Annotated in this window: 12 protein-coding genes; 2 read left to right on the top strand and 10 right to left on the bottom strand. The window is 45.9% G+C overall.

From position 1 onward, the window contains the following. The first annotated feature begins 175 nt into the window (after positions 1 to 175). Positions 176 to 1801, top strand: coding sequence for an ABC transporter permease (locus ACED45_RS01160; protein WP_371713163.1), 1626 nt, complete (start codon positions 176 to 178; stop codon positions 1799 to 1801). Then, on the top strand, positions 1801 to 2829 hold the full coding sequence (locus ACED45_RS01155) for an ABC transporter ATP-binding protein (RefSeq protein WP_371713162.1): 1029 nt from the start codon (positions 1801 to 1803) through the stop codon (positions 2827 to 2829). The genes ACED45_RS01160 and ACED45_RS01155 overlap by 1 nt, the downstream gene beginning before the upstream one ends. A gap of 150 nt (positions 2830 to 2979) precedes the next feature. Here the strand turns inward: ACED45_RS01155 and ACED45_RS01150 are convergent, their stop codons facing one another. The 10 genes from ACED45_RS01150 to ACED45_RS01105 all read right to left on the bottom strand — a co-directional run bounded on the left by ACED45_RS01150 (position 2980) and on the right by ACED45_RS01105 (position 17588). After that, entirely contained in the window at positions 2980 to 4392 is a 1413-nt protein-coding gene (locus tag ACED45_RS01150; RefSeq protein WP_050620018.1) for a phosphoglucomutase/phosphomannomutase family protein, read from the bottom strand. Positions 4393 to 4466: 74 nt separating this feature from the next. Continuing rightward, positions 4467 to 6872, bottom strand: coding sequence for a GH36-type glycosyl hydrolase domain-containing protein (locus ACED45_RS01145; RefSeq protein WP_017066806.1), 2406 nt, complete (start codon positions 6870 to 6872; stop codon positions 4467 to 4469). Positions 6873 to 6999: 127 nt separating this feature from the next. Then, positions 7000 to 8934: a beta-N-acetylhexosaminidase gene (locus ACED45_RS01140; protein ID WP_371713161.1), complete on the bottom strand. Its 1935-nt coding sequence runs from the start codon at positions 8932 to 8934 to the stop codon at positions 7000 to 7002. A 12-nt stretch (positions 8935 to 8946) separates the two neighbouring features. Beyond that, positions 8947 to 9831 carry a BadF/BadG/BcrA/BcrD ATPase family protein gene (locus ACED45_RS01135; RefSeq protein ID WP_371713160.1) on the bottom strand — a complete coding sequence of 295 codons (885 nt, stop codon included), beginning with the start codon at positions 9829 to 9831 and terminating at the stop codon, positions 8947 to 8949. A gap of 2 nt (positions 9832 to 9833) precedes the next feature. Further along, entirely contained in the window at positions 9834 to 11555 is a 1722-nt protein-coding gene (locus ACED45_RS01130) for a glycoside hydrolase family 9 protein (protein ID WP_371713159.1), read from the bottom strand. Positions 11556 to 11652: 97 nt separating this feature from the next. Continuing rightward, positions 11653 to 12648: an ABC transporter ATP-binding protein gene (locus ACED45_RS01125; RefSeq protein WP_060982642.1), complete on the bottom strand. Its 996-nt coding sequence runs from the start codon at positions 12646 to 12648 to the stop codon at positions 11653 to 11655. A gap of 87 nt (positions 12649 to 12735) precedes the next feature. Beyond that, complete coding sequence (locus ACED45_RS01120) at positions 12736 to 13719, bottom strand: ABC transporter ATP-binding protein (RefSeq protein WP_048658172.1); 984 nt, start codon at positions 13717 to 13719, stop codon at positions 12736 to 12738. Positions 13720 to 13721: 2 nt separating this feature from the next. Further along, positions 13722 to 14747, bottom strand: coding sequence for an ABC transporter permease (locus tag ACED45_RS01115; protein WP_017056648.1), 1026 nt, complete (start codon positions 14745 to 14747; stop codon positions 13722 to 13724). Between the two features lie 2 nt (positions 14748 to 14749). Then, positions 14750 to 15736, bottom strand: coding sequence for an ABC transporter permease (locus ACED45_RS01110; RefSeq protein WP_017633262.1), 987 nt, complete (start codon positions 15734 to 15736; stop codon positions 14750 to 14752). A 169-nt stretch (positions 15737 to 15905) separates the two neighbouring features. Then, positions 15906 to 17588 carry an ABC transporter substrate-binding protein gene (locus ACED45_RS01105; RefSeq protein WP_017056650.1) on the bottom strand — a complete coding sequence of 561 codons (1683 nt, stop codon included), beginning with the start codon at positions 17586 to 17588 and terminating at the stop codon, positions 15906 to 15908. Between the last annotated feature and the right edge of the window lie 2 nt (positions 17589 to 17590).

Here is a 17590-nt window from a genome sequence, read left to right as displayed (position 1 = left end):
TTTGTTTTTGGAAAATCACTTTTTGATACAAAGCTAGCTGTTGATCCCTTGAGTTATGAGCATCTCACCTTGAAGTCGTTACAGTATATGGGTATAAATAACCCCACCATTAAAAGGATATGAGATGTATTTGCAAATGCATTTGTGTTTCATTAAGCCTCGTTGTAGTTAGGCGATGAAAGAAAAGAATTATTTATGGAACACCAGTAGCGGCGTCATTGCTGTCTTGCTGGTTTTACCGATCTTAGCGATTTTTACGACGGCTGTTGGAGAAACAGATGAGCTATTTTCTCATCTGATGTCCACAGTGATGCCCACCTATGCTTACAATACGGTGGTTTTAGTCATAGGAACCATGTTCCTGTCTTTGGTTTTTGGTATTCCGTCTGCTTGGATTATGGCAATGTGCCGTGTACCGGGCGAGCGGGTTTTGCAATGGGCGCTGGTACTGCCATTAGCAATGCCAGGCTATATTGTCGGGTATATTTTTACCGATTGGTTCGACTTTGCTGGCCCTGTTCAAGTTCTACTGCGAAATCTTACTGGTTGGGGACCTGGTGAGTATTGGTTCCCGGATATTAGAACCTTATCTGGTGCTATTATTGTTCTGTCTCTCGTTCTCTATCCTTATGTTTACTTGCTGTGCCGAGCGGCATTTATGGAGCAAAACGTCTCCTTACTGCAATCCGCTCGTTTGCTAAAATGCTCACCTTGGGAAAGTTTTCGTCGTATCTCGTTGCCACTTGTTCGCCCATCAATGGCCGTAGGTCTATCACTTGTTGCAATGGAAACCATTGGTGACTTTGGTACCGTGAGTTACTTTGCAGTCAACACCTTAACGACAGCGGTTTACGATACCTGGTTAGGTTACTCAAGTTTAACGGCTGCTGCGAAAATATCGGCAATTATGCTGGTTATCGTGATCCTACTGTTGAGTTCAGAGCGCTACAGTCGTCGTAAACAGAAACTGTTCCAGAATCAATTCAGCAGTCGTGAAGACTTTCGTTACGACCTGTCCGGTTGGAAGAAGTGGTTGGCACTATTTTGGTGCTGGGGATTAGTGTGCGTTGCATTCTTATTCCCTCTAGGCCAGTTGATGATCTATGCCTACAAATACTTTGCACAAAGTTGGACGCCTGAATTCAGAGAGTATGCGGTTAACAGCCTTTATGTGTCGGTGGTAGCGGCAATTATTGGTGTAATTGTAGCGATGATTGTTAACTTCAATCAACGTGTTAGCCCGAGTAAGAAAAATCAGGCTTATATGCGTCTCGCTTCGATGGGCTATGCCGTTCCAGGCACCGTGTTGGCTATTGGTGTGATGGTGCCTGTGCTGTTCATGGATCACTTAGTCAATGATATTGCGAAAGTGATGGAGTGGGGGCGCCCGGGGCTGATTTTCTCTGGCTCTATGTTTGCGCTTATTTTTGCGATGGTCGTGCGTTTTTCTGCCGTGGCGATTGGCAGTATTGAAAGTAGCTTAAGTAAAATCTCTCCTTCATTGGATATGGCTTCTAAAACTATGGGTTGCAATGCCAACCAGATGTTACGTCGTGTTCATTTACCTTTGATTAAACGCGGTGCGTTGATCGCAGGTTTACTGGTGTTTATCGAATCAATGAAAGAGTTGAATGCGGCATTGCTGCTACGTCCTTTCAATTTCGAAACATTGGCGACTTACGTTTATAACTATGCGTCAGATGAGCACCTTGAATTAGCAGCCATGCCTGCTGTGTTGTTAGTCTTGGTGGGGTTAATTCCGCTGATCATCGTAAACCGTTCCTTGGAGCAGAAACACTAATGAGTTGTGCATTATCAATTAAAGATCTGACTTGTAAGTATGAGTCCCAAACTATTTTGGAATCTCTTTCTTTAGAAGTTGAGCATGGTGAAATTGTTTGTCTGCTTGGTGCCAGTGGTTGTGGTAAGACGACGCTGCTTAAAGCGATTGCCGGCCTGCTTCCATTGAGCAGTGGTGTCATGAGCCTGAATTGCCAAGTTATTGATGACGCTGCGAATTGGTTACCACCTGAGCAACGAAACATAGGTATGATTTTCCAAGATTACGCCCTGTTTCCGCACTTGACGGTAAAACAGAATGTTGGCTTTGGCCTTAAAGAGCTCTCTGAGCAACAAAAGAAAGAGAAAGTTCAAGAGATGTTGGAACTGGTTCATTTAGATGAGTTCGGTGACCGATACCCACATCAACTTTCTGGTGGTCAACAACAGCGTGTTGCGATTGCCCGATCTTTGGCATACAAACCTGACTTACTGTTGTTAGATGAACCATTCTCGAACATCGATACTCAAGTTCGTCATGAGCTGATTTCTCAAATTCGTAAGATCTTTAAGAAGCAGGGTGTTACCGCTATTTTTGTGACTCATAGTCGCGAAGAGGCATTTGCTTTCGCAGATAAGATGGCTGTAATGAACCATGGTGTGATTGAACAGTATGGTTCGGCATCTGAGTTGTATTTCCACCCTTCGAGTAAGTTCGTTGCTGATTTCCTGGGTGGTGGCAGTTATCTGAATGCACAGCGTATTTCAGGAAATGAATTTAAAACAAGCTTAGGCCTGATAGAAGCTAAAGCACAAACTCAGATTGAAGTGGGATCGGAATGTTCGTTGTTACTAAGACCACAGCAGATCCAAGCAAGTTATGAGCAAGATAGCGCTATTTCAGTGCTAGAACAGCAATTTATGGGCGACCACTGTCGCTATGTTATTGAAGCTCATGGTCAGAAGTTGTTGGCAACCTCATCAGAAGCGCTTGAAGTGGGTATGCCAGTAAACGTAAAAGTCGATACCAAAGGCGTGTTGGCTTTTTAAAGGGATACAACACGATACTAATCGTGACAAGAATCACGATAAAAAAGCCCAGTACTTTAATTAAAGTACTGGGCAAGAGTTCTTCACCTATAGGCTTTAACAAGGCAGTGATTTGTTAAATCCCATACAAAACTGCTGCACTCTATAAGCCTATAGAGAGAGGAAGTCTTTCACTTTTTGAAGAACACGTTCTGCAGTGTCTTTATCTTCCATTTCTGCGAAGATTCGTAGTAACGGCTCTGTTCCTGAGAAGCGAGCAATTACCCAGCCGCCATTCTTGAAGTACACCTTGGCACCATCTTCATAGCTGACTTTTTCAATTTCGTATTCAAATTCAGGCAGTTGCTTCTCTACATAGATCTTGGTGTAGAGTGCTTCTTTCTCTGAAGGCTTAAACTTGCAGTCGCCTTCAGCGGTGTAGGCATAGCCGTATTTGGAATAGATCTCATCAAGCAGTTCAGACAGCTTTTTGCCCGTCACGCTGATCATTTCAACCAGCAAGCTAGAAGCAAATACGCCGTCTTTACCTTTGATGTGACCACGAATGGTTAAACCACCTGAGCTTTCTCCACCAATCAGTGAGTCATCGGCTTCCATTTGCGAGCTGATATGTTTAAAGCCTACCGGAACCTCAAAGCTCTTCTCGCCGTGATCAGCCGCCACTTTATCTAGCAGGTGTGTGGTTGCGATGTTACGCACGACAGAGCCCTTCCAACCTTTGTATTCCAGTAAGTAGTAGTAAAGCAGCAATAACACTTCGTTAGGATGAATGAAGTGACCTTTCTCATCGATAATGCCTAAGCGGTCGGCATCGCCATCGGTACCGATACCGATGTCATAACCTTCAGCGGCTACTAAGTGCTTCAAGCGATACAGCGTTGCGGCATTTGGCGATGGCATCAAGCCACCAAAATCTGGGTTTTTACCATCGTTGATTACGTCGACATCACAGCGACCGTTGATCAGAACCGTTTGTAGAGCATTTTTTGCTACACCAAACATAGGATCAATCAGTACGCGTAGGTTGGCTTTCTTGATCGAATCGATATCAATAAAGTTGATGATCGAATCCACAAAGTCGTTCATCGGATTGATGATCTCGATCTCTTTGTCATTTAACGCTTGTTCGAAATCGACACGGATAACGTCTTCGTTAGTTAGGGTTGCGATTTGCTGTTCGATCTTCTCGGTGATGATCTCGTCAGCATCACGACCACCTTCAATGAACACCTTGATACCGTTGTAGTCTGCTGGGTTGTGAGAAGCGGTAATACACGCTGAGTAGGTACACCCCATCTCTTTTGCTTGGAACATCACGATAGGTGTTGGAACGAATTTATCAATGAAGCTTACTTTGATGTTATTCGCTGCAAGTACTTCTGCAAACCAGCATGCCGCTTTATCTGAAAGGAAACGACGGTCATAACCGATCACAAAACCATTCTTGGCTGCATCTTCGTTGTTAATGATGTTAGCGAGCGCTTGCGCTACTAAGCGAACGTTCTCTCTGGTGAACTCTTCACCAATGAAAGCGCGCCAGCCACCTGTACCAAATTTAATCATTAGAAAATCCTTTTAGTCTCATTGTCTCAAGCCTGTAAAGACTTGAGACAAGAGCTGTTCGTTAAATTGAGTGACTAGCCTAGAACAACGACAACGTCGTTCACGCTGCCTTCTGCTTGTACTGGGATTGCACCTTCAACTGACTCACCATTGATAGTGATAGAAGCAACGCCTTTGCTTACTGCATTCGGGTTTTGCACCGTGATGTTGTAAGTTGCGCCACGCCATTGGCGAGTAACCTCGAACTCTGGCCAATCAGTCGGGATACATGGATCAACCGTTAGGCCTTCAAAGCCGGTACGAACACCAAGAATGAAGTTAGTTACCGCGAAGTAAGCCCAACCAGAAGTACCCGTTAACCAAGGGTGGTTTGCACGCCCATGGTCTTGGTGATCTTTACCCATGATGAACTGCACGTACGAGTATGGTTCTGCGTAGCGCGTTTCAATCATGTCGTTTTGGTTGTACGGGTTTAGTGCGTCGTAGAATTTCATCGCACGGTCACCACGGCCTAGCTTCGCTTCTGCTACCCAAGCCCATGGGTTAGGGTGAGAGAAGATTGCGCCGTTCTCTTTTACGCCTTGGTAAACGCGAGTTACGAAGCCGATGTCATCGTTTGGTGTTGCGAATGATGGAGAGTTTAGGTGTAGGCCGTATTCAGAGAATAGGTTCTCATCCACTGCATCCATCGCTTTTTCACCACGCTCTTGAGAAACCGCACCAGACAGAACTGCTAGTGTGTTTGACTCAAGGTGTACACGACCTTCAGCTTGTTGAGCAGTACCGATCTTGTCACCATTTTTGGTTAGACCACGGATGTACCAACCGCCTTCGTCATCCCAAAGGTGTGTTTCACACGCTTCACGTACGTTCGCTGCCATTTCTGTGTATTTAGCAACATCAGCATCGTTATTGCGGAACTTAGCAAGGTCTAAGAATTCTTGTAGCGCCCAGAAGTGAAGGAACGAAACCATTGATGACTCACCACCACCAAGGTTCAAACAGTCATTCCAGTCTGCGCGAAGACCCTTACAGATCCCCGTTTGACCAACGTATTCTGCAGAGAAGTTCAGTGCGGCTTTCATGTGTTCGTAAACCGTTGCTTCACCACCGTCTGCGTAAGGAATCACTTCGTCAAAGAAGTCGTGCTCGCCAGTTTCCATTACGTATTTGATGATGGTTGGTACGATCCATAGGTGATCATCAGAACAGGTGTCTTCAATGCCGTGGATCTTGTCGTCATCTGACGGTGTTGGAACAACCGTTGGTGATTTTGATGGCTCAACGTCGGCTTTCTCTGGATCGAACCAGTCAGGATCGAACAAGTGAAGACCGTAGCCCGCTTTCACTTGGCCGCGAAGCAGGTCGATAATACGCTTCTTGGTCATTTGTGGGTTGGCATGAGGTACTGAGATAGCATCTTGCGCAGTATCACGGTAACCAAGGCCTGTACGGCCACCAACTTCGATGAATGATGCAAAGCGCGACCAAACCACACAGGTTTCGGCTTGGTATAGCGTCCACGTGTTGATCATGGTGTCTAAGCCTTCGTTCGGAGACTTAACTTGGAATTTGTTGCAACGCTCGTCCCAGTGATCTTTGATACCTTGGAAAGCGGCGTCTACGTTTGCTGTGTCTTGGTACTTCTCACGTAGGCGTTCACCGTTGCCTTTACCGATACCGAGTACATACGCAAAGCGAACTTCTTCACCGGGTTGAATCGTAAATTGCTTGTGCAGAGAACCACAATGGTTGTAACAAGTTTGAGCGCTGTTAGAACACTTACCGTTTTCAACCGCAATTGGATTTGCTTCATCACGGTACATACCAAGGAAGTTGTCACGTTGGCCATCGTAGCTGTCTGGTGAGAAAGTTGAAGCTAGGTAGTAGAAGCCTTCAAAGTCGTTAGTGTTGTAGTACAGGTCGTATTCCAGAACACCTTCTTGGTAAGACGTGCCCGCAGAGTACAAAGACATCTGATGGTTTTGATTGTCTGATTGAATATGGCTGAAAGAGAACTCAACAAACGAGAAAGTGCTGATAGTACGTGGCTTGTCAGTGTTGTTCTTTAATACAACGTCCCAAACTTCTGCATCTTCACCCTTAGGTACGAATAGCGTCTTGGTTGCGGTAATGCCGCTGTATTCACATTTGAATTTTGAGTATGACAGGCCGTGACGAACTTCGTAGTTCGCTTCATCGAGGCTCTTTGCCACTGGCTGCCAAGAGATAGACCAGTAATCACCTGTCTCATCATCACGTAGGTAAACATAGTGTCCTGGACGGTCAAATGTGCCGTTTGGACGGAACTTAGTAACACGGTTGTATTCCGGAGAATTGTAGAACGAGTAACCGCCTGCATTGTGTGAAATCACGGTACAAAACTTTTCAGTACCTAGGTAGTTGGTCCAAGGTGCTGGTACATCAGGGCGAGTGATGACGTATTCGCGATTGTCGTTATCGAAATAGCCGTATTTCATTGTCATTTCCTTTTTAACAAACTGCATCTATGCAGCTAATTTTTAAATAGTGATGCTGAGTCGTATCTGACTGAGCACCTTAATTTGAGTCAGCAATCACTCGATGTGAGTGTCGCTTTGGTTTGTTTTATTGAGCTTTCCAAGGGTTGCGATAATCAACATTGAGTCTGTCGAGTAATGGCAGATGCCCCTTTAGGCGAGATAGGTAATCTAGCCAGTTTCGGTTGTTTTTATGTGTCCAACATCCTTCAGCTAAAGCGCTAATTCTTGGGAATACCATGTAATCCATACGCTTTTGGTTGGTGACGATCTCACACCATAGAGCACACTGAATTCCGCGAATCCGCTTACGAATTGGGTCGGTGTCGGATATCTCAGCAAGCGCTTCGTAGGTATAAGCTTGTTCTAATGGGATAACGGCAGCCCAATCTACGCCCGGCTCTTCCGGTGCATAATCTTGGGTCATGTCGAGATAAGTAAATTGTGCCGGTTGCAGTACCACATCAAAGCCTTGGCGAGCACAATTGACAGCGGCTTCTTCGCTGAGCCACGAGTAGATGATGGTCTCTTTGCTTACCTTGTCGCCGTGCTGTGCTTCTTCCCAGCCCACCATGCGTTTGCCTAGCTGCTTGAGTTTATTTTCGGCATAGCGGAACAGGTGACCTTGCAAGTCTTTGCTGTCTTGGTACTGGTGCTCTTTCATCAGTGCTTGAGCTGCAGGGCTGTTGGTCCAAACGCCCGGTGGTACTTCATCTGCGCCCATGTGGATCAATTCGCTCGGGAAAAGTTCTGCGACTTCTTCAATCACAGCATCTAGGAACTGATAAGTACCTGGCAAACCTGGATTTAGCACGTTGTCGTTGTAGTGCTGAATACTCTTGTATTGTGTGGTGTCTGCTTGCTCTACTAGCATGTCAGGCAGTGACTTAATCGCAGCGCGACAGTGTCCTGGGATATCGATCTCAGGGATAACCGTGATGCTACGCTGCTCTGCGTATTCAATGACTTCGCGAATCTGCTGTTGTGTGTAGAAGCCGCCATAATTCTCTGCAATGTGGGTATATTGCGGTTCTAATGCATGGTCAGGACCACGCCAAGCCCCAATTTCTGTTAGCTGAGGTAGTCGCTTGATCTCGATTCTCCAACCTTCATCATCGGTTAGGTGCCAATGAAAAACGTTGAATTTGTAGTGCGCCAGTTGGTTGATTAAACGCTTAACTTGCTCCACAGAGTGGAAGTGACGTGCACAGTCCAACATCATTCCGCGGTATTTGAAGCGAGGTTGATCGGCGATTTTGCAACACGGCACAGAGAAGTGCTCAGCATCTTGTTGTTGAACCAATTGGATTAAGCTAGCGACGGCATGGGTGAAGCCTGATTGACTGCCTGATTCTACGACCACTTGCTCTGCTGTGATCGTTAGCTTGTACTCGGCTTCATCTAAAGTCGGGTTACTGCGAAATAGAATGTCTCCGCTAGCCTCTGGTGATAGTTCTGTTGAAACCGCTAGCTCAAACGTAGTCAGTAATTCTTGTTGTAGCCAAGCACTGGCTTTCTCGGCCAGGTGAGACTGAACTTCAACTTTGCACTCTTTGTTCAGTGCGAAGCTGCCTTGTTTCAGCTCGAATTGATTCGGTTGGGGGATCAGTGCTATCGCTGCCGCATCTACTTCTGGGATTTGGCTGCGTTCACGATATGGTGAAGCCAATACTATTGGTGATATTGCGACAGGCAGTACCGATGTTTCTCCATCATGATGTGATTGGATAAAGGCATCGTTAAGGCCATCAGAATAGAAGCGGAATGGTGCACTTTGAATACTGAATTCAAGGTAGTAATGGTTGTTGGCCTTTAATACTGACGAACTTGGTTTGAACGAACAAAAGCTTCCAACTTGAGTCAGTTCGCCTTGCGACAGACTCTCCTGAAGGATGAATCGGTCAAACGCAAAATGCAGTGACCAATCTGTTACGTCAAGGTCACTTAAGTTATGTACCGTAAGGCCAAATCGGCAGTTATTTTTTTGTTCAGAAAGAACAGCTAAGTCGATGCGATAATTCATATAACTTCCCTGCTAAGCCTGTTGATACAAGTTGTGTTGTGGTTTACCTGCAAACATCAATGCGCCTTCGATAGCGTCAAATTGAGGTTCAACGATCCATTGTTGTACTGGTGGTGATAGCCACTTGAGAATGCGCTCAGCGATACTGCCCATCAGGCATACCTTGTCCGCACCTTTGCGATGAAGTGCTAGCACAAACATTTCGATGTCAGCTGCGGTTTGCTTGAGCATCTCGATAGCTAGCTCATCGCCTTCGTTAGCGAGTTGAAAAATCACTGGCGAGAATTGACCGTAGTCTTTTGGAATAGCCCCTTTTGACCATTCGACGATGGCATCGACATCATTGTTAAAGTGGTCCATAACATACTGAGTGAGCAGTGTTTTATTGCGAATACCGTCTTCTGCAAGTAGGACTTGTTGAATCAAGCGAAGACCCATAACCGCGCCGCCGCCTTGATCTGAAATTGGGAATTCACGACCGCCAACCACATGCTGTTCACCACCCTTTAAGTAGATACCGCATGAGCCAGTTCCGCCAATCATGATTGCTCCTTCTTGGCCATTGTGAGCCCCAATGCAGGCACCATAAGCGTCGGTATTTAATGTCATGCTTGCGAAAGGGTGTGCTTGTGCCATGAAGTCGAGCCATGCTGATTTTTGCTCAGCACCAGCCAGAGCTAGGCCAACATGCATATTTGAAAAATGGTTTGAGTTTAGTTGCCCTTGTTGTGCCGCTTTTGTAATGGCATCAATAATTGAGCTCATTGCAACATCGACACCTAAAAGGATGTTAGCACTGCCACTTTTCGCTTCACCAATGAGTGTGCCTTGGGCATCTCGGATTCGAGCTCGACAAGATGTACCGCCGCCATCAATACCTATGAAGTAAAGAGTCATGATTATTGCTCCTTACTTTGTGCTAAGAAGTTGAACTGTGCAGCGGTTGCTAATAGGAACCAAGCGCCATGAGGGATCCATTGTTCACCCCAGCGCCAATTTTGAAGCATGTCGTCTTTTTGTGCTGGTGGATTAAACGCGATGTCTTGTTCATCTTCGAAACCAGCTGTGATGCCGTTGCAGATACCGCCCTTCGCATTGAAGAAACCAAGCTGTGGTAGGTAATCAGGGTTGTTGTGACCGTGACCATCGAGCATGCACATGTGGTATGGGTTGAGGCCCAAGATCCAGTCGAGGCTGTTTTGCGAAAGTTGGATCAAACGCTTTTTAAGTTCGCTATCTTGAATGTGTGGCTGAACTAAGTACGCCATGGTTGCGATTGAACCAAGGCGAGCGTTTTCGCCTTGCCACCAGTAACCTGTTTCGTTTTGCTGAGCGACAAAGAAGGCATCACGTTTATCACCATCGACAGACTTAACGTACTGTCTTGGGTAGCCAAATGGGTTAGTGACTTTGTCGGTAATGTTGATTTCGAACTGGCAAGCTTGTTCAACAACTGTGCGAGCCTGTTCTTTTAATTCATCATCGGTTTCGTTGTCGAGGTATTCGCATAGCGCAATCACAGGAAGACCAGCTTCGGCTGCATGGAAGTATGGTCGAGTGCCATCAGAATTCGCTGACCAGAAGTGCTCAAATGAATCATCTGACTGTTGGCGAGAAATTAAACGAGTTGCCCAAGTTCTTGCTTCTGATAGGTATTGCTGGTCTTTTGTTACGCGATACAGTTCATTGGCTGCGAGTAGGGCACAGTACTCATCGATGATGTTCTCTTCACCATCGTTTAGATACTGGAGGTTGTGCTCTTTTAGGTGCCAGTAACCCTTAGCAGCCGTATCAAGGTAAGTATCGCTCGAGTAGCTGCCAGAGATTTCAAGCTCAGAAGCGGCTGCCAATGCTGCGATAGCTACACCTGCACCTTGTCGATGGCCTGCTTGTAAGTCTGTTGATTTATGGCCTTCTTGAGTCGCATAAGCGCAGATATCGCGCTGGTTGATATCTTTGCTCCACTTATCGAATACTGTCATGTAGAAGTATCCAGCCGCGTCTTGCATACGCACTAAGAAATCAGCACCAAATAGCGCTTCTTCCGTTAGACGAGTCATGGAGAATTTAGGGAAGTCCGGATCGTCGCTGGTTAAGCGCACGCTTTTCAGCATGTTCCAAACGACCATTGGAATCTGTTGCGGGTTTAGGTAGTTGCCATAAGACAGGTGGCTAAAATACTTACTGACATCACCTGATGCATCATACCATCCACCGTGGACATCGACGTATCTGTCGGTACCGAGAATTTGTGCTTGTCGATCTTTCTTGTCGAAAATACCGCCACAGCGTTGTGACTTAAAGTAATGAAGCACATCAGAAAACGTGTGGTTCATTAATAGGTTGCTAGCAATCTCAAATACTTCAGAGCGCAGGTTGTCAAAACGTAGATAGTAGCGACCAGATTCAGTGGCTGAACTGAAGTCGATAGTGAAGAATTGCCCTTGATGCCAATTTGCTACGTGGCCTTGTTTTACCACATCAAAACTTCCGACAGTGATATGGTTGTCTGCACAGACGAGTAAAGCCGTTGTGCTAGATAGGCGAGCTTTCTTAGTTTGTAAGATTGCCTGCTTGGGGCCTGTGGATTCATAGCCAATATGGTTGGTCAATAACAGCATCAATATTCTCCGACAGTCCTAGTTTCTATTGGCTAGGTACTTGAATGTTTTGGATATAAATAGGTAGGGCCCGCAGACCCTAACTTGATTTTATTGCTTAGCTTTCGTGTAGGTAACAACGTACAAAGTGGTTATCAGCTAGTTGCGTAACCCCTGGTAGCTGCTCTTTACATTTGTCCATTGCATGAGTACAACGACCTGCAAATGGGCAGCCTGCTGATACTGGCGTCCAAAGAGGGATCTCACCTTTGTTGCCAGCAAGTTGTTCATGGATCGATTTCTTAGGATCTGGAACCGCTGAAACCAGTAGCTGGGTATAAGGGTGCTGAGGGTTAGCAATAACGTCATCGGTATCCCCCCATTCCACCATGTGTCCCACGTACATTACCGATAGGTCTTCCGCGATATAACGAGCGGTTGCGATATCGTGCGTGATGTAAAGCAGAGACATTTGCTTCTCAAACTTCATCTCTTCCATTAGGTTCAAAACACCTGCACGGATTGATACATCTAACATTGAGGTTGGTTCGTCCGCTAGAACGACCTCTGCACCTACCGCGATGTTACGAGCTAGGTTGACACGTTGACGCTGACCACCAGAGAGTTGGTGAGGGTATTTTTGCGCCGTCTCTTTTGGTGGGATTAAGCCCACTTGCTCCAAAAGATCGTAAACGCGTTCTTCTAACTCTTTCTTGTTACCCGGGGATACTTTCTTGTGGATCAACAGCGGTCGAGCAATGTGGTGGAAGATATTGTGCGTTGGGTTCAAAGAACCAAACGGGTCTTGCCATACCATCTGCACGCCTTCACGGTAGTGCATAAGATCTTTTCTGCTTGAGATCTCTTGGATATCACGACCTTTGTATTCGATCGTGCCGCCTGAAGGTGCGTACATTTTTGCGATCATTTTTGCGGTTGTTGACTTGCCTGAACCAGACTCACCAACCACTGCTAGGCCGCGGCTTTTGTACATTTTGAATGACACGTCGTTAATCGCACGCATCATTGGGGTTTGAATTGTGGTACTGCTTATTGGGAAGTCTTTTACGACATTCTTGCCTTCAACCAATAATTGACCGAAATCTTTGCTCATAATTGTCTCCAGAATCCTTATTCGCTTTGCTTGTTTTTAGGTGGTCGAGCCGCCTTGTTCGTTATTCACGCTGAGTTAGCGTGCAAGCTATAGCTTCCTTTGTACTATTGGGTCACCGTACAGGTGGCAGTTAGACAAATGTCCCGGGTCGATAGAACGCAGCTTGGTTGGTACCTTGGTACACGTTTCATGTACACGGTCACAACGAGCTTGGAAACGACACCCTTCAGGGATCTCTAACAGGTTCAGAGGGTTGCCCGGAATACCTGCTAGTTTTGTCTTTGGCCCTGTCAGTGGAGGGAAAGAACTTCCCAGCCCTTTGGTGTAAGGGTGGTAAGGGTTTTCTAGAATATCTTGAGAGTTAGCCACTTCGATTAGCTCACCTGAGTACATGATGCCGATGCGGTCAGAGAACTCGACCATCAATGACAAGTCATGGGTGATGAACAGAATAGAGAAGCCAAACTCTTCTTTCAGTGCATAGATCTTTTGTAGGATTTCGCGTTGCACAACCACATCAAGTGCGGTTGTCGGTTCATCCATAATGATCAGCTTTGGATTCAGTGCTAACGCGATAGCAATAACCAAGCGCTGACGCATGCCGCCAGAGAATTGGTGAGGGTAGTCACTCAATCGGCTCGGGTGAATATCTACAATTTCAAGTAGACCTTCAGCACGTTGTTTAGCTTGCTCACGAGTCATGTTGGTGTGACGCATAATTACGTCACAAAACTGCTCTTCCATCGGTAGTACTGGGTTGAGTGCGTTCATCGCACTCTGGAATACCATCGACATTTCGCTCCAACGGAACGCTTGCATACGGTCATCACTGTATTCAAGGATGTTCTCACCGTTGAAGATAACCTCACCACCACTGATGTAAGCGGGCGGCTTATGAAGACGCATCAGAGAGAAAGCGACCGTTGATTTACCACAGCCAGATTCACCAGCTAGGCCGAATACTTCACCTGGAGCGATGTCGAAGCTTACGTTGTTACACGCACGAACATCGCCAGACTCTGTGATGTAATCCACGCATAAGTTGCGGATAGAAATTAGTGGTTCAGACATGATTATTTATCTCCGCTCCAAAGTGCATTTTGTGGTGGTAGTTCTGGTTCACGTTCTTCTTTGTCTTGTGCTGCTAGTTTCTTCCAACGCTTCATGCCTTTGTGAGAACGCAGTTGCGGGTTAGCAATTTCATCGACAGCGAAGTTAAGTAGAGCAAGACCAGTTACAAGTAGTGTCAGTGCGATACACGGAGCCAACAGTTCCCACCAAGCGCCAATCAGCATTGATGAAGAGGTTTGAACGTTGTAAAGCATGATGCCCCAGCTGATTGTGTTCGGGTCACCAAGACCTAGGAACGAGATCGTTGCTTCCATCATGATTGCGTACATCACCGAACCGATGAAGCTTGCGCCAACGATAGAGATAAGGTTTGGCAGAATCTCTACGAAGATGATGCGGAATGAAGATTCACCCAAAACTTCAGCGGCTTTTACAAACTCTTTTTCACGCAGTGCCAAGGTCTGGGAGCGAACAACACGAGCGCCCCAAGCCCAGGACATAAAGCCGATAACCAAGGTTATGGTGAGTGGCCCTGCCTCACCGATAAAGGCTGCTACTACGAACAGTAATGGGTATTGAGGGATTACCAGCATGATGTTCATTGCGGCTGTTAGAACGTCATCGACACGGCCTCCGAAGTAGCCCGCAGAAACACCAATAACAGTGGCGAGTAAACATACGGTTAGACCCGCACCAAAACCTACAGCAAGAGATACGCGTGCGCCGTATACCACTTGAGACCAAACGTCACGACCCATACGAGTTGTACCTAGTACGTGGTCTGCCTTCTTAGACATGATCAATGTACGGCGGTCGTCTGCTAGGTTTTGAGCAACCCAGCCATCAGGGTTAGTTTGTGCAGACTTCACCACGAAACCAGGGTATTCATGTGGGTTGCCTGTACGCTTGTCTGGTACATGTTTGGTGATTAATGGAGCTGCAATCGCGCCAAGAATAAAAATACTTAGGATGATGACGCCTGTTAGGGCCATCGGGTTACGCCAAATGAGTTTTAGAAAGTCTTTCATGATTATTTACCACCCTTACGAAGACGAGGGTCAAGAACAACGTAAAGCATGTCTGCAACTAGGTTAAAGAACAGCATGAATAGCGTCATGATAAGCAGCTGACCTTGCAGTACTTGGTAGTCACGAGCGTTAATTGCGTTGAAAAGTACGCTGCCAAGACCTGGATAGTTAAAGATGATTTCGATAATTAACTGACCACCGATTGCCATACCTAGCGACATTGAAAGGGCTGTCACACTTGGTAGCATCGCGTTACGAGCTGCGTAGTTGAATACTACTCGGTTTTCGCTCAGGCCTTTGCCTTTCGCCATGGTGATGTAGTCTTCGGCTAATAGGTTGATCATGTTGTTACGCATGTTTACTAGGAAGCCACCAATTTGAACAACAGAAGCACAGAACAATGGTAAGAAGGCGTGGTAAGCGACATCTTTGATGAATGCCCAGCTTGTCCAATCAGGCATGGTACCTGCGGTGTAGGCATAACCGGTTGGGAACCACTTCAAGCCAATTGCAAAGGTAAATAGTGCAATCATCGCGATAACAACTTGAGGAACAGCTTGTAGAATCAGCATCCCTGGCGTTACGAAGGCATCGTATTTACTGCCGCGTTTCCACGCTGCGAAAATACCTAGGATCGAACCAATCGAGAAAGAAAGAATAACTGCGGTGCCGGCTAAGAAAAGCGACCAACCGAATGCTCCACCCAACAGTGTGTTTACAGAAAGTGGGTAGAATTGAATTGATGTACCAAGTTCCCAGCTAAGAATGTTCTTCATGTACGCTACGTATTGAACCAGTAGGCCACCATCAACAAAGCCTAATAGTTCTTTCATTGCAGCAATACGCTCTGGAGTAACTTGTACAGAAGCGTTCGCAAACATCATGGTAACGGGGTCACCAGGCATTGCTCTTGGAATAATAAAGTTTAACGTCGCAGCAACTAATAGCGCGACAAAATAAAATGACAAACGTCTTAAAAAATAACCCATAACTCACACCTTACTCACCCAGATTGTTTCCCTGTTTCTGGATTCAGGTCGCTCCTAGCGAAATTTGGAACGAAAAATCCCCTGACGACTAGCGCCATACTTTCAATTGAGAGTGTGGGGATTTTTATAAGCGGCGTAAGAGGTTACGCCGCAAGGATTGAACGATTACTTATTTAACTGGTTTTAGGTCCAGTACATGAAGTAGACGCTCTGGAATACCAGCCCAAATGTTTGGACGGCCTTTTGGATTTTCTTCGTTCCACCAACCAGTGAAGCGAGTTGTGTTGTATTGGTACATGTAAGCACCAGACATCACAGGGATTGTCACTTGGTCTGCAGCGATGATTTGCTGGATACCGTGTGCAATGTCTAGCTGTTCGTTCTTATCAGCTGTTTTGTAGAAGCTGTTTAGAAGACCATCTAGCTTGTCGTTTTTGTAGAAGTGCATAGCGAAACGAGGCATACCATCACCAGATTGTAGTGATGAGTTGTAAGCACTATTCCAGTACGTGTATGGATCCGCACCGTGGAAGTAGTTTGTGTATGCTACGTCGTATGTACCTTCAAGCATTGCTTGGTTGTAAACAGAGAAGTCAGGTGTACGAGCTTTCGCTTTAATACCGATTTCGTTCAGCTGTTCTACCGCTAGTTGAACTGTGTTGTTGAAGTCAGTCCAGCCGTTTGGCGATTGAATCATTAGTTCAAAAGACTTGCCTGATGGAGTGTCAACAAAACCATCTTTGTTTACATCTTTGAAGCCAGCGTCAGCAAGAAGCTTCTTCGCGCCTTCAGCGTTGTATGTGTTGAAGCCTTTGTACTTATCGTGAGTTTTTTCATCAGACCAAGCTTCAAACGCGTAGCCAAGACCCGATGCGAAATCGTTCACAGTACCGCCGCCGTAGAATGCGATGTCGATGATAGTTTGACGATCAAGAGCCATAGAGAAAGCACGACGGAAATCAACGTTGCTCAATGCTTCATGCTTCGCAGCATCAGGGTGCTTGAAGTTAACGATGAATGCTTGTGTGCCTGCTGGCGGGTACCAGTAGTGGTGTTTAGGGCTAGCTGCTGCGTATGTACGGTCGATATCAGGAACGAAAGAAGACGTCCAGTCCATTTCACTGTTTACAACTTTACCTAGGAATTGGTCGTTGTTCGCAATTTGTGGAACACGTAGACAGTCAACATCTAGGTTGTCTGCATCCCAGTAGTTTGGGTTTGCACACTGGATGTATAGTTGCGCTGTAAACGTATCGATTTCTGTAAATGGACCAGAACCTACCGGATTCTCATTGGTAAACGTTGATGGATCTTTAACGTCTTTCCAGATGTGCTTAGGTACTACAGGTACTTTAGCAATCTCATAAGGTACGTTTGAGTTTGCTTCTGTTAGGGTGAACTTAACTTGGTTGTCGTTCAGTTTTTCTACAGAAGTTACCCAAGAGTTGATACCAGATTGGTCAAGCTCTGGCTTCTCTTTTACAAGGTTGAAAGAAAAAACAACATCATCAGCAGAGAAAGTTTCTCCGTCAGACCATTTAACACCCTTACGAATGTCGAAAACAACGCTCATCAGATCATCTGACATCTTGAAGTTTTCAGCTAGACGGAACACTGGAGTGTTACCGTGCATTTCGTTAAATACTACTAGCGGCTCATACATGAAGTCAGTTGTAGTATGTAGGTTAGTAGCACCAAGGTACGGGTTAAAGTTACGTACGAATGTAGTGTACTCTTTCGGGTGAACGGTCAGTTCACTGCGTTCTGCAGCTGTTGCTACTGATGCAAAACCTGTTGTAGCAGTTGCAATAATTGCTGTTGCTATTGCTGTTTTTTTTATATTGGCAAGCATAG

Source organism: Vibrio crassostreae (assembly GCF_041439375.1).
GTDB lineage: Bacteria > Pseudomonadota > Gammaproteobacteria > Enterobacterales > Vibrionaceae > Vibrio > Vibrio crassostreae_D.
Note: the sequence above shows the minus strand (reverse complement) of the source record. Positions and strands in the feature narration are given on the sequence as shown.

Excerpts from the sequence above, each read along its gene's own strand:
- ACED45_RS01160 (WP_371713163.1), top strand. The coding sequence starts at position 176 with ATGAAAGAAAAGAATTATTTATGGAACACCAGTAGCGGCGTCATTGCT.
- ACED45_RS01155 (WP_371713162.1), top strand. The coding sequence starts at position 1,801 with ATGAGTTGTGCATTATCAATTAAAGATCTGACTTGTAAGTATGAGTCC.
- ACED45_RS01150 (WP_050620018.1), bottom strand. The coding sequence starts at position 4,392 with ATGATTAAATTTGGTACAGGTGGCTGGCGCGCTTTCATTGGTGAAGAG.
- ACED45_RS01145 (WP_017066806.1), bottom strand. The coding sequence starts at position 6,872 with ATGAAATACGGCTATTTCGATAACGACAATCGCGAATACGTCATCACT.
- ACED45_RS01140 (WP_371713161.1), bottom strand. The coding sequence starts at position 8,934 with ATGAATTATCGCATCGACTTAGCTGTTCTTTCTGAACAAAAAAATAAC.
- ACED45_RS01135 (WP_371713160.1), bottom strand. The coding sequence starts at position 9,831 with ATGACTCTTTACTTCATAGGTATTGATGGCGGCGGTACATCTTGTCGA.
- ACED45_RS01130 (WP_371713159.1), bottom strand. The coding sequence starts at position 11,555 with ATGCTGTTATTGACCAACCATATTGGCTATGAATCCACAGGCCCCAAG.
- ACED45_RS01125 (WP_060982642.1), bottom strand. The coding sequence starts at position 12,648 with ATGAGCAAAGATTTCGGTCAATTATTGGTTGAAGGCAAGAATGTCGTA.
- ACED45_RS01120 (WP_048658172.1), bottom strand. The coding sequence starts at position 13,719 with ATGTCTGAACCACTAATTTCTATCCGCAACTTATGCGTGGATTACATC.
- ACED45_RS01115 (WP_017056648.1), bottom strand. The coding sequence starts at position 14,747 with ATGAAAGACTTTCTAAAACTCATTTGGCGTAACCCGATGGCCCTAACA.
- ACED45_RS01110 (WP_017633262.1), bottom strand. The coding sequence starts at position 15,736 with ATGGGTTATTTTTTAAGACGTTTGTCATTTTATTTTGTCGCGCTATTA.
- ACED45_RS01105 (WP_017056650.1), bottom strand. The coding sequence starts at position 17,588 with ATGCTTGCCAATATAAAAAAAACAGCAATAGCAACAGCAATTATTGCA.